Raw genomic sequence first — 13,032 nt, forward strand, 5'->3', positions numbered from 1 at the left:
AGTATTTGTCGAAGACAACGTATTATACGGAGGATTGCATGTGAAAAAATGGACCATTCCAAGCGTTGAATTGGGAAGAACGTCTCGTTGTTATCAAAATGAAATCTATCATTTACTACTATTTTACTTGCTGTTTTTGACGATATATAAGTTATCTCTTCTTGACAGATTCATGAACTTCTACGCTGGATACGCTCTTATGGGCCAGGTTGTGGTAAAATTTTTTAAGAAGGAATTTTAAATACTATTGGAGTGAATCATGTAGATGAATAATAGTGCTAGTAAGCCGTTTAAAAAACGTAATTATAAGCCGTTCATTATTGCATTGTCGGTTATTTTAATCGGGGCGATTGGTGTCCTATCAGGTATGCGTGGGGAGAAGAATTTTGATGCATTTGATCTGACCATTCTTCCGTTGACGAATGCTATCTTGAATAGTTTTACCTTTGTGTTCTTAGTGTGTGCGTTGGTTGCGATATTAAAGCGTAATGTCACGGTACATCGTCGCTTTATTTACGCGGCATTTACGACGACATTCCTTTTCCTGCTTACGTACGTCACGTATCATTATTTAGCACCTTCCACGCCTTATGGTGGAGAAGGTTTCATGGCTGGTTTTTATTACTTTATTCTCATTACGCATATCATTTTGGCGGCAGTAATCGTACCACTTGCGCTGACGAGTGTGGCACGCGCTTGGAACCGAGAAAATGCGCGTCATAAGAAAATTGCGCGTTGGACCATGCCGATTTGGTTGTATGTTAGCTTCACGGGTGTGTTGGTGTATATTTTGATCTCACCTTATTATTGAAAAAAAGCTTTCCAGGGAAATTTCCTTGGAAAGCTTTTTTCATAGATGCTATTACGGATTTGTCGACCATAACCCAGCCGATTTCACAAGAATACGTGGGTGCAATTTCAATTGCATCACCATGACTTCAGCAAGATCTTCTGGCTGCATGACTTTGTCAGGATTGCCGTCTGTTAGGTTTTCAGCAAATGCCAAATCAGTCGCAACTGTACTTGGTGTTAAGGCGCTGACACGGATGTTATGCTTTCTAACTTCTAGCATAAGGGATTCTGTCAATCCTAATAAACCGAATTTAGATGCGCTGTAAGCACTTGTGACGGGTGCACCTTTTTGTCCAGCTGTTGATGAAATATTAATGATGTCGCCGGCTTGTCGCTCGATCATTTCAGGAAGCACAGCTCTTGTGACATAATAAACACCCATTAAGTTGACGTCGATAATATTTTTGAATTCCTCTGGAGATAGCTCTAGGAATTTACCGAACTTACCGATACCCGCATTGTTAATGAGAATATCGATAGGACCTAATTCGGATTTGACATGTTCAACTGCCGCGATAACCGATTCGTTATCTGATACATCAGCCGTAGCCATTGTTACGTTGACGCCGTATTCACTAAGTTCTTTCGCTACTTCCTCAAGGTTTGCAGCTGTTCTTCCTACAAGGCCAATATGGATGCCTTCCTTCGCAAAAGCAATTGCTGTCGCACGGCCAATTCCTCTACCTGCACCAGTGATCAATGCCGTTTTACCTGTTAAGTTTTGCATGTAATTAGCTCCTTTTTGGATAAGTATTTACATTGGTAAGTATAGCAAATAGAATGCGTGTGACCTATTGAAACAGCTTTTCCGTCAGGCTTATCGTGGGAGGCATCCCCGAGGAAGGATGGAGTTCAATCCTTCCCAAGCGCCGCAGCGGATTTCAAAGGAATAATTCATGTCAACTCAACTAGCAACAACTTGGCAATAACTTTCTAGTAGAATAGGGGGATGTAAGGAGAAGAAACCATGATAAATGATCAAACGATTTTAATCTATGGGGTTAACAAAGGGATAGCTGCCTCCATGCGCAGCGCTAACTCAGCGTAAGTTCACAGAAAAGTGCCGTTGTTGGAAGCACTTTTTTGTGTGGCCGGTATATAATTACTATATAAGTCGAACATAGAAATGACGAAAGTTGTGGCGGTCATAATCACGTCTATGCCGAGCATAATAGAGGATATGCCGGTCATAAATAGAAAGGATTCGAGTCCATTGCAATTAATCATTACATTTGTAATTTTAGGCATTAGCATTATTTTGTTCATGAGTAATCGAGTACGCGCGGATCTTGTGGCGGTGCTGGCGTTACTGGCATTCGTTTTGACGGGTATTTTAGATGCGACAGAAGCGCTTGTCGGATTTTCCAACTCTGTCGTCATTATGATTGCCGGTTTATTTATCGTGGGGGCAGGAATTTTACGAACGGGACTGGCCCAAATGGCGGGGAATGTATTGCTCCGTTCATCGGGAGATAGCGAGAAGAAATTATTCATTCTTTTGCTTGTTATTGTGGCGGCTGTCGGAGCTTTCATGAGCAACACGGGAACGGTTGCGTTGATGCTACCGATTGTTGTCAGTGTAGCCATTAGTATCAAAAGCAGTCCATCGAAATTTTTAATACCGCTATCGTATATGGCTAGCTTTTCCGGTCTGCTAACGCTAATTGCGTCACCACCGAATTTAATTGTCAGTCAACAATTGGTGGATAATGGTTTTGAAAAGCTAGGCTTTTTCGAGATTACACCGATTGGGATTATTGGTGTGGTTGTTGGTATCATTTATTTATTTGCCGTTCGAAATATTTTACTGCCGAATGAAAAAAGAAGAAATAATTCAAAGGATGAGCATCAGCTATCGCCTAAACAGCTGGCTTCCGACTATCAATTAGGTGGGAAACTATTTCGGGTAAGTGTTCCCGAAGACTCGGAAATGATTGGTAAGCGGCTGGCGCAACTAAAAATTCCGGGAACCTACCAATTATGTATCTTGACCATTGAACGTAAATCGACAGAAGGCATCAATCTGTTGCCGATGACGTACCAGGAAATGGCGGGGCCAACGAGTATTATTCAAGCAAAAGACATCTTGCAAATTCAAGGCGCGTTGAACAATCTCGAACAGTTAGTGACCGATTATGCGTTAGTGATTGAACAAGAGAAGTCTGAAGCTGACGAGTTGGTATCGAAGCAGCTTGGCATCGCGGAAGTACTGCTGACGCCGCATTCCAGTCTGATTGGTGAGACGGTTAGGAGCATTAATTTTCGGGAAAAATATAATTTGAATATACTTGGGATTAACCGTAGTGGAGATTATGTCTTGAAAGAAATGTCGAAGGAGCGCTTGCGCTTTGGGGATGCGTTGCTTGTACAAGGTGCGTGGGATGAAATTGAATTGTTGGCAAGGGAAACACGGGATGTCGTTGTTGTGGGGCAGCCGAAAGAACATGCGAGTATGGCCGCTGCGAACGGCAAAGCACCGATTGCTGGCGGAATCATGCTGTTGATGGTGTTACTGATGATCTTTGAAGTGTTTCCTGCTGTTATTTCTGTGTTAATCGGTGCTGTATTGATGATTGTGACGGGGTGCGTACGCAATATGGACGATGCCTATAGCAAAATTAACTGGGAAAGTATTGTGTTGATCGCTGCGATGTTGCCTATGGCGACGGCTTTGGAAAAAACGGGAGGCATGGTGATGCTGTCAGAAGGCATTATTGATATGCTTGGCGGATTTGGAGCGATCGGTGTGTTGGCGGGCATCTACTTCATCACGATGGTGTTTGGGCAATTCATTAGCAATACGGCGACGGCTGTGTTGTTTGCGCCAATCGCGATGAATGCTGCCATTAGCTTGGATGCCAGTCCGTACACGTTTTTAATAGCGGTTGCAGTTGCTTCCAGTATGGCGTTTGCCACACCGGTTGCCTCGCCGACCAATGCACTGGTGATGACGGCGGGGGGCTATAAGTTTTTTGACTTCGTCAAGGTTGGAGTTCCGTTGCAAATTGTGATGTTTATCGTTATGATGATTGCCATTCCAATTGTGTTTCCTTTGTAAAAGGACTATCGATTATTCAATAGCCTATGTACATGTGCTTCTTCAATGAGGTGCCTGATACGTAGGCATTTTTTCGTTGCTATTCAGATAATTTAAGTCTAGGTCTAACGTTAATGGGATTGAAAACGCTTACAGAAAAACCGGGAATGATATTGACTTTGATTCTACAAACGTATATTATGCTAATAACGACTATATAACGACAGTTTATAATATTGCTAATTTTTAGATTCGGGGGGATATAGATGGAAAAACAAGAGAAAAAAATCGGTTTTTGGATGGCTTTATTGCCTCTAATTGTGATGATCTTTGTAATGATTTTTACAGTTGTTAAATTAGAGCAAGGTCCACATATTCCACTAATTATTGGGACATCGACTGCAGCTTTAGTAGCTTGGAAAGCTGGTTATACGTGGAAAGACATTGAAGAAATGATGTATAAGGGAATTCGCTTGGCGCTTCCGGCAGTCGTTATTATCATTTTAGTTGGTTTAACGATTGGTGCTTGGATGGGTGGCGGGATTGTTGCGACGATGATCTATTATGGTCTACAAATTATTACGCCTGCTTGGTTTTTGGTAACCATTTGTATCATTTGTGCAATTGTTGCATTAGCCATTGGGAGTTCATGGTCGACGATGGGAACGATTGGTGTTGCGGGAATGGGTATCGGTTTGAGTATGGGCATTCCAGCAGGGATGATTGCAGGTGCGATTATTTCTGGTGCTTACTTTGGGGATAAAATGTCACCGCTTTCAGATACAACGAACTTAGCAGCGGGATTGACGGGAACGGATTTATTTGAACATATTAAACATATGCTCTACACGACCATTCCGGGGCTAGCGATTGCGCTGGGGGTCTATGCTTTTTTAGGAAATAAATTTGCAACGAATCAAATTGAAGCGATTGAAATTGCTGAAACAGCAAAAGTATTACAGGAAAGCTTTCTTATTACGCCGTGGTTATTGCTTGTGCCACTTGCTGTAATCGTGATGGTTGCTTTAAAAGTACCTGCGATTCCTGCCCTGATTGTCGGGATTGTGCTTGGGTTCCTATCACAAATCTTTATACAAGGTGGTTCGCTCATAGGAGGAATCGAGGCCTTGCAAAGTGGATTCACCATTGCAACAGGTAACGAGATGGTAGATGCACTATTTAACGGTGGTGGTTTGGACTCGATGATGTATACGGTCTCGATGACAATCGTTGCGATGACATTTGGCGGGATTTTAGAATTCTCGGGAATGTTAAAAGCAATCATGAATCAATTATTAAAAGTGGTGAAATCTACAGGATCATTGATCACATCAACGATTGCAGCTTGTTTCATGACGAATGCATCTTGTTCGGAACAATATATTTCAATTGTCGTACCGTCGCGGATGTTCAGTAAAGCATATAAAGATATGGGATTACATTCGAAAAACCTATCACGTGCATTAGAAGATGGGGGAACACTTACTTCTGTTTTCATCCCATGGAATACATGTGGTGTGTTTATCTTAGGGACGCTTGGAGTCGGTGTCGTTGAATACGGACCTTATGCTATTTTGAACTTAGTCATTCCATTCATTTCGATTTTGTATGCGGTTACAGGACTTACAATTGTGAAATTGACGGAGCAAGAAAAGATGGATATTGCTAAAGAAGAACAGAGAAATGAAGAGTTAAGTGTAGGGTGATAAGTCTAATCATTCATTAAACAAAGAAAAAGGAAAGTCCACGGTAGATACGTGAGCTTTCCTTTTCTTGTAGAGAGATTAAAAAGTAGGGAAGTTGAATTCGTACAATGCTCGAGGTCGACCTTGTTTATAGGTCATTTCTTCCCCGGCGATTGTGATGTAATTAAATTCGACTAACTTTTTGAGTGTGCGTTCAGCTGTTCTCCGCGTGACATTTAGGTGGAGTGCTAAGTCAGTCGCTGTAAATTGTTTGGTTTGGCGTGTTTGACCAAAAAGTAGTAGTTTAGAAATGTTTGCGGGACTTAACTTCGTTTTGTCAGCCATTTCAACTAGCACGGGTTCGTTGATTTTCATCGCGATGGCTGTGTTTGCTTGTGGAAATGGACCATGCAATTTTTTGTTTGCGTCTAGCATATAAAAGGAATGACCATCACTTTCATGGATGAGATTCAGTGCAAAACGTGCATTCTCAGTGGCATCTACAATCGTATCACCACAGCCAAACGACATTTTAGCTTGCCCAGAAATTGTTTGGAACAGCGCTAGAAATTCATTGTTTTTTAAAGAAAATTCGATATTACCCATTGTCGTAAATAATGTATATTCGCCATTATTCTCGTTCCACCGTGCCTTCATGATAGTAGCCAAGGCGGCGATAAAGGTTTCAAGGTTTTCGGCATTGGGTATTCCTTTGACAAGGCCTACTGCAATTTGAGCGGCATTACTTTTATGTAAAATGGCTTGCTGTTTTGCATTTTCAATAGTACGCAAAATTGAACTTATCGGGTCAATCATGGTATAGGACGGAATTTGTTGCTGTTGCAGCCGCTCGTACACAACATGGACACTTGTGACAGCCATATCAGTCTTACCTTGCAAGGACAGCAGCTTGTGATAGGAAACAATATCTTCAATATTTTCATCGTCATAAAGCGGATGGACGTATGGCAGCTCCAGTACCTGATTCAAATCTTTTTTGACGTTTTCAATCAATGTTTTTTCACGGACATCGATGGAAACCCGGTTCAAGTCCAATCGTTCTTTTGTGGCTAAATGAAGTAGCGTAAGCGCCACAGCTGCTTCGTCTTGCTGTAAATAGAGAATGGGTATCGAAAAGTCTATAAGTAGTTCTTTTGCATAGTAGTATGGCAGTGAACCAGAGAAAAGAATGGCATCACATGGTTTAAGCGTTTGTAGTAGAAGAGGAGCTGTTTTAGGTTCATCATAGCGATACCAATGAAGTTCTATATCTGTTCTCCCTGTAACAAGTTGTTCTGTATGCTGACAAAAATCATGGGATCCGATAATTGCAATTTTTACTTTCATAATATGAAGCCTCCTGTTGTATGCCTTGCGCTTTTTAGTATAGTCTAGTTGCAGGCGCCAGTCGCTCGGGTCGCTACGGTCTTGCTGATAAAGGCAAAGAACGCCTTTATCTTCAAGCCCTCCAGCGCCTGTCGCGTCTCCCAGGCGCCTTCCGCATTTCAGTATTTTTATATAGCGGCTATTTAACGACAATGATACAATGAATTAAAGCATTTGCCAATAGAAAGGGTTTGAAAAGAATGAAAATTACTGAAATTGAGATTTATGCGATCCACTTACCACTATACGAACCATTTGTGATAAGTTATGCGACCTATGATTATATGCCTTCCATTATTGTCAAAGTAACGACGGATACAGGTCATGTGGGCTACGGGGAAAGTGTGGCAGATGATCATGTGACTGGGGAAAGCTGGACAGGCACATTTGCAGTCTTGAAAGATACATTGGCGCCTAAGCTGATTGGTGAAAACCCGAAGAATATGGAACGTATTCATGAGCTAATGGATTCAGAAATTTACGGTGTTCCGACAGCAAAAGCAGCAATCGATATTGCTTGCTATGATGTCGTTGGTAAAGCGCTGGGTGTGCCTGTTTATGATCTTCTTGGTGGTAGATATCATGCAGAATTCCCGATTACGCATGTGCTCAGTATTGCATCTCCCGAGGCGATGGCGAAAGAAGCGGAAGAAAGAGTGGCTGCTGGCTATCGCTCCTTGAAGATGAAAGTCGGTACACAAGTTGCAGAAGATGTGAAGCGAATTGAAGCGGTTCGTGCACGTGTTGGTGAGGATATCGCCATTCGTGTCGATGTGAACCAAGGATGGAAAAACAGTGCGAATACGTTACAAGGACTTCGCAAACTTGAACATTGCTCGCTCGATTGGTTAGAGCAACCTGTGATGGCAGACGATATCGATGGCATGGTAGAAGTGAAATCGAAGTCCTCGATACCAATGATGATTGACGAAGGTTTGCGCGGTGTGCGAGATATGAGGGAGATTATCGCCAAGCGAGCAGCCGATAAAGTCAACATTAAATTGATGAAGTGCGGTGGCATCTATCCAGCTATGAAGCTTGCACATATGGCAGAAATGGCTGGCATTGAGTGTCAAGTGGGTTCGATGGTTGAATCGTCCATTGGTTCGGCAGCGGGGTTCCATGTATCATTTTCGAAAAAAGTCATTACGAGTGTTGAATTGACTGGACCATTAAAGTTCAGCAAGGATGTTGGGAATTTACACTATGATGTACCATTTATCCGCTTGACTGACAAACCTGGATTAGGCATTGAGATTGATGAGCAGGTATTACACGAACTAACGGTGTTTTCAGAGAAGGTCACAGGATGATCCAACAACTTCTTTTGAAAAATGGCAAAGAAATTAAGGTTGTCCAATTAGCAGTGAAGCATCTCGATGAAATTCTTACACTCCAACAAAAAGTGATCGATACTCTGACATCGGGTGCCTTTTTACAACCATTGACGCAGGAAGAATTTCTTTATATTTTGCAAGGTAAGGGAATGATGATCGGAGCCTATTATGAAGGACAACTCGTTGCTTTTCGAGCGATGTTGGAGCCTGATATCGATGAGGAAGGCCATTTAGGCATTGATGCAGGCGTATCGATGAACGAATTGTCTACTGTCATTTATTCTGAAATCTCCAACGTCGATCCAGATTTCAGGGGAAATAATTTGCAGGTGTTACTGGGGACAATTCTGATGCAATCGGTCAACCAACAGCAGTTTCGCTATGTGTGTACAACAGTCGCGCCATTTAATATCGCCAGTTTGAAAGATAAATTTGCACATGGTATGGAGATTGTTGCGCTCAAAGTGAAATATGATGATTTGCTTAGGTATATTTTAATGAAAGACTTAACGCAGCCTTTGCAAACCGAGGCTTCCACAAGTTGCGAAATAATCATGGAAGACACTGAACTGCAGCAGCGTTATCTACAAGACGGCTGGCGTGGAACAGCAATTTCACAAGTGGATGATCAATGGGTTGTTCATTTTGAAAAGGCATAATACTTTCATTTAGATAATAATCCTCCTCTACTAAAATAAGTAGGGGAGGATTATTTTGCTGATTGGATAAACGATTGAAGCTAGATAGATTAAAATGATTGAATAATAGTACCTAGAGTGAAATTTGTAAATTTATAAGATAAAACAACTATGATAGACTATGTAATTAGGCTATACTCATAGATAGGTTTATTATTTAGGAGGGTAAGTATGAAGTTCACAGTAGGTAGAAAATTATGGAGCGGCTTCGTGGCGGTGCTTCTGGTAATGGTGGTCGTTGGATTATCGGGTTTTTGGTCGCAAACTAAAATGAATAATGAGTATCGCATTATGATAGATGATCAAATTACAAAGATGTTAGTACTTGAAATGATAGGATCAACACAATCTAAAAGTTCAAATGATATCCGTGGATTTTTATTATTTGATGAAGTCTCCTATCTGAAAAATAAAAAAGTGTTTGATGAGAAGTTTAATGCGCAGTGGGGAATATTGGACCAAATGGTTAGCTCTAGTGCAGAAAGAGAATTACTGGATGAATTAAAAAAAGCGCGGGCAAGTTATGTACAAAGTACAGATTCAGCAATCAGTGAATTTAATAGCGGCAATGATGAAAAAGCATTAAACATTGCAGCTGATGCTTCTATATTTCAAAAGGAAGTTGAGGAAAGCATCACCAAATTAATTGATTATCAAACAGAGCAAACGGAATATGCAGATGCAGCTATTGCAAAACAAATAAAGAGTTCTAGTGTGTTAACGTTTGGGCTGATCGCTATAGCCATCGTTCTAAGTATTGCTGTTGCCGCAGTAATTAGTCGAAGTATTGCACGTCCTGTTAGGAAAATGACGACAGCACTATCAGAAATTGCAGATGGCAATTTTGCGATTGAGCCGGTCGTGATTCGAAATAAAGATGAGATTGGTGATATGGCCATCGCATTTAATGGGATGACGAAAGATCTTCGCGAGATTATCTCGAATGCACATGAGTCTGCGCTTCAGCTCGCTGCCCAAGCAGAAGAATTGTCTGCGAGTTCAGAAGAGAGTTTGGCAGCGTCTGAAATGGTAGCTGAAACGACAGAAAGAAACTTATTGGGGAGTGAGTCCCAAGCTACAATTGTTAATGAGACGAATCTAGCGATTGGGGAAGTTGTCACGGGTATTAATCAAATTACGGAAAACAATAAAGCAATGCTGTTGTCATCAGAAGATGTTGCACGGCTTGTTCAAGAAGGTGCCTCTCTCATGGAGGATGTGAACGGGCAAATGACTGTGATTAGTTCTGCTATTGGACAGTCGGCAGGAATCATGAGTGGCATGGCGAATTATTCAGAAGAAATCCGGAAAGTTACGTCATTGATTACGCAGATTGCAGATCAGACGAACTTATTGGCACTCAACGCGGCGATTGAAGCGGCACGTGCTGGCGAACATGGAAAAGGTTTTGCAGTTGTTGCGGAAGAAGTACGAAATCTTGCAGAACAGTCAAAACGTTCGGCTGGAGAAATTGGCACGATGATCGATACGATGATTGGTAGCGTTGCACAAGCTGTTACTAGCACAGAAGATGGCAGTCACCGTGTGGAAGAAGGACTTGTTGTGACGGAACGTACGCGTGATGTCTTTAGGCGAATCGAACAGGCTGCGGGCGACGTTGGTGACAAAGTATCCACCGTTTCTGCAGCAATTGAGCAGATCCGTTCTATGACGGATGAAGTATCTGCTGGTTCTGTAAAAGTACAGGAACTAGCTGCGGAATCATCAGAAGCTGCGCAGTCTACAAGTGCAGCAACAGAACAACAGTTAGCTGCCAATCAGGAAATTTCGTCCAGTGCACAATTGCTGGCGGAACTGTCAGAGAAGCTGCAAAAAGATATGGGACGATTTAAAGTGTAATAAATAAGAACGAACAAGCTGATTGCCATGTGCAGTCAGCTTGTTTTGTGCGTTATACTGTTTTCACATAGAGAAGAGAAGTTGGTGCATGTTAGTAGTTACTCCGGCTTCAACTTTTCCTAATTGTTGTACCCCGATCTTATTTAATGGGTGTGGATTGAACCTGTTGATAACCCCTTCATGTTAGATCCCTTGAAAATCATTGCCTTGGTAGTTTAATGAAAAGGAAAACCGTTCATGAATTTGGTTCTGAAATAACGTTTTTGTAATTTGGAATTGTTGGTACATAATGTATTACCTCCATTTTTTATAGGTTAAGTACTTTAGCGTGGTCAACAAGATGGTTAAACAAAGTTGTGCAATTTGGCATTTGCTTGGATCTTAGCCTGTTGTAATTGCTGTATTTCATGCTTACTTAATGGATTTGGGCTAAACCAGTTTGTAACTGCATTGTAAGACAGCGCTGAAAAATCATTTCCTTGGAAGTTTGATAATAACCATTCATGAATTCGTTTTTGAAATGTAGTTAACATAGTGGTAGCCTCCATTTTTTATATTTTGTATTTGGTTGATGAACTTAACTTGTCTATGTACATAGAATAACGTATCCAAATTAGAGAGGTATGAGACGAAGATGAGAATTTGATGAGAAATCGGAAGTACCTTTTGTATTGTGGATAGCGATAGTAGAAAATCTGAGGCTATGGAAGCAAACTGTTTTAATGGCGTATTTCTACGCTGAATCCTCACTTTAATCAGAATTGTTCGGACGTTATGCGAGATTTGTGCGTTATACTATTTTTACATAGAGACGAGAAGTTGCTGCATGTTAGTAGTCAAATCGGATTCAACGATTCCTAATTGTTGTGCCCCGATTTTATGAATTTCCATTACATTAGCTTGGATCAACAAGATGCTTAAACAAAGTTATGCAACTTGGCATTTGCTTGGATTTTAGCTTGTTGTAATTGCTGTATTTCATGCTTACTTAATGGATTTGGGTTAAACCAGTTTGTAACTGTATTGTAAGAGAGCGCTGAAAAATCATTCCCTTGGAAGTTTGATAATAGCCATTCATGAATTCGTTTTTGAAATGTAGTTAACATAGTGGTAGCCTCCATTTTTTATATTTTGTATTTGGTTGATGAACTTAACTTGTCTATGTACATAGAATAACGTATCCAAATTAGAGAGGTATGAGACGAAGATGAGAATTTGATGAGAAATCGGATTTACTTTTTATATTGTGGATAGTGAGAGTAGAAAATCTGAGGCTTTGGAAGCAAACTGTTTTAGTGGCGTATTTCTACGTTGAATCCTCGCTTTAATCAGAATTGTTCGTACGTTGCGCGAGATTTGTGCGTTATACTATTTTTACATAGAGACGAGAAACTGGTGCATGTTAGTAGTTACACCGGCTTCAATTTTTCCTAATTGTTGTTCCCCGATTCTGTTTAAGGGGTGTGGGTTGAACCAGTTGATCATCCCATCGTGATAGATTCCTTGAAAATCATTGCCTTGGTATTGTAGTGAAAAGGAAAACCGTTCATGAATTTGGTTCTGAAATAACGTTTTTGTAATTTGGAATTGATGGTACATAATATATTACCTCCGTTTTTTATAGGTTAAGTACTTTAGCGTGCGGCTACAAGGTGATTAAATAAAGTTGTGCAGTTTAGCGTTTGCATTGATTTTGGCCTGTTGTAATTGCTGTATTTCATGCTTACTTAATGGATTTGGGTTAAACCAGTTTGTAACTGCATTGTAAGAGAGCGCTGAAAGGTCTTTCTCCTGGAAGTTTGCTAATAACCATTCGTGAATTCGTTTTTGAAATGTAGTTAACATACTGGTACCCTCCATTTTTTATATTTTGTAGCATATCGTAACGGGTTGATAAGAACTTACCTTGTCTATGTACATAGCATAACGTTTCCAAATTAGAGAGGCATGAGACGAATATGAGAATTTGATGAGAAACCGGATGTACCTTTTGTATGGGAGATAGCGCTAGTAGAAAATCTAATGTTATGGAAGCAAACCGTGTGAGTGAAGTATTTTTACGATGAATCCTTACTTTAATCCGAATTGTTTGGACATTATGCAAGATTATGTTGATTCAGTCACCTCTGAATGGTAGAATTCAATTCTGTCTGAAAATCCCCAACATCTCCTATATA

12 protein-coding genes are annotated in these 13,032 nt (G+C 40.8%); 6 read left to right on the plus strand and 6 right to left on the minus strand.

Going from position 1 to position 13,032, the window contains the following annotated elements; genetic code table 11:
* Positions 1-265: 265 nt before the first annotated feature.
* Positions 266-811, plus strand: a complete 546-nt coding sequence (locus ACIQ0H_RS09030; RefSeq protein ID WP_403413546.1) for a DUF420 domain-containing protein — start codon at positions 266-268, stop codon at positions 809-811.
* Between the two features lie 51 nt (positions 812-862).
* On the opposite strand, the gene ACIQ0H_RS09035 is transcribed toward ACIQ0H_RS09030, so the two are convergent.
* Entirely contained in the window at positions 863-1,579 is a 717-nt protein-coding gene (locus ACIQ0H_RS09035; protein WP_403413548.1) for a 3-ketoacyl-ACP reductase, read from the minus strand.
* A gap of 453 nt (positions 1,580-2,032) precedes the next feature.
* On the opposite strand from ACIQ0H_RS09035, the gene ACIQ0H_RS09040 reads away from it, so the two are divergent.
* A complete protein-coding gene (locus ACIQ0H_RS09040) occupies positions 2,033-3,910 on the plus strand; it encodes an SLC13 family permease (protein WP_403414461.1) in 1,878 nt (625 codons plus the stop codon).
* A 245-nt stretch (positions 3,911-4,155) separates the two neighbouring features.
* On the plus strand, positions 4,156-5,595 hold the full coding sequence (nhaC, locus tag ACIQ0H_RS09045; protein ID WP_403413550.1) for a Na+/H+ antiporter NhaC: 1,440 nt from the start codon (positions 4,156-4,158) through the stop codon (positions 5,593-5,595).
* A 78-nt stretch (positions 5,596-5,673) separates the two neighbouring features.
* Here nhaC and ACIQ0H_RS09050 read toward each other — a convergent pair whose 3' ends face one another.
* Positions 5,674-6,921 (minus strand): hypothetical protein, encoded by a 1,248-nt coding sequence (locus ACIQ0H_RS09050; RefSeq protein WP_403413552.1) that lies wholly within the window; start codon positions 6,919-6,921, stop codon positions 5,674-5,676.
* Between the two features lie 239 nt (positions 6,922-7,160).
* Here ACIQ0H_RS09050 and ACIQ0H_RS09055 point away from each other — a divergent pair, with 239 nt between their 5' ends.
* The 3 genes from ACIQ0H_RS09055 to ACIQ0H_RS09065 all read left to right on the plus strand — a co-directional run bounded on the left by ACIQ0H_RS09055 (position 7,161) and on the right by ACIQ0H_RS09065 (position 10,855).
* Complete coding sequence (locus tag ACIQ0H_RS09055; protein WP_403413554.1) at positions 7,161-8,273, plus strand: mandelate racemase/muconate lactonizing enzyme family protein; 1,113 nt, start codon at positions 7,161-7,163, stop codon at positions 8,271-8,273.
* Positions 8,270-8,956 carry a GNAT family N-acetyltransferase gene (locus ACIQ0H_RS09060; RefSeq protein WP_403413555.1) on the plus strand — a complete coding sequence of 229 codons (687 nt, stop codon included), beginning with the start codon at positions 8,270-8,272 and terminating at the stop codon, positions 8,954-8,956. Before ACIQ0H_RS09055 ends, ACIQ0H_RS09060 begins: the two co-directional genes overlap by 4 nt.
* 210 nt (positions 8,957-9,166) lie before the next feature.
* The gene (locus tag ACIQ0H_RS09065) at positions 9,167-10,855 is read left to right on the plus strand and encodes a methyl-accepting chemotaxis protein (RefSeq protein WP_403413557.1); all 1,689 of its coding nucleotides are present in this window, start codon (positions 9,167-9,169) and stop codon (positions 10,853-10,855) included.
* Positions 10,856-11,199: 344 nt separating this feature from the next.
* Here ACIQ0H_RS09065 and ACIQ0H_RS09070 read toward each other — a convergent pair whose 3' ends face one another.
* The 4 genes from ACIQ0H_RS09070 to ACIQ0H_RS09085 form a co-directional block, all read right to left on the minus strand.
* Positions 11,200-11,388, minus strand: coding sequence for a hypothetical protein (locus tag ACIQ0H_RS09070; RefSeq protein WP_403413559.1), 189 nt, complete (start codon positions 11,386-11,388; stop codon positions 11,200-11,202).
* Between the two features lie 384 nt (positions 11,389-11,772).
* Entirely contained in the window at positions 11,773-11,961 is a 189-nt protein-coding gene (locus tag ACIQ0H_RS09075) for a hypothetical protein (RefSeq protein WP_403413561.1), read from the minus strand.
* 268 nt (positions 11,962-12,229) lie between these two features.
* A complete protein-coding gene (locus tag ACIQ0H_RS09080; RefSeq protein ID WP_403413563.1) occupies positions 12,230-12,454 on the minus strand; it encodes a hypothetical protein in 225 nt (74 codons plus the stop codon).
* Between the two features lie 57 nt (positions 12,455-12,511).
* Entirely contained in the window at positions 12,512-12,700 is a 189-nt protein-coding gene (locus tag ACIQ0H_RS09085) for a hypothetical protein (RefSeq protein ID WP_403413565.1), read from the minus strand.
* Positions 12,701-13,032: the final 332 nt, after the last annotated feature.

Origin of the sequence: Sporosarcina sp. NPDC096371, assembly GCF_044762865.1 — a bacterium.
GTDB lineage: Bacteria > Bacillota > Bacilli > Bacillales_A > Planococcaceae > Sporosarcina.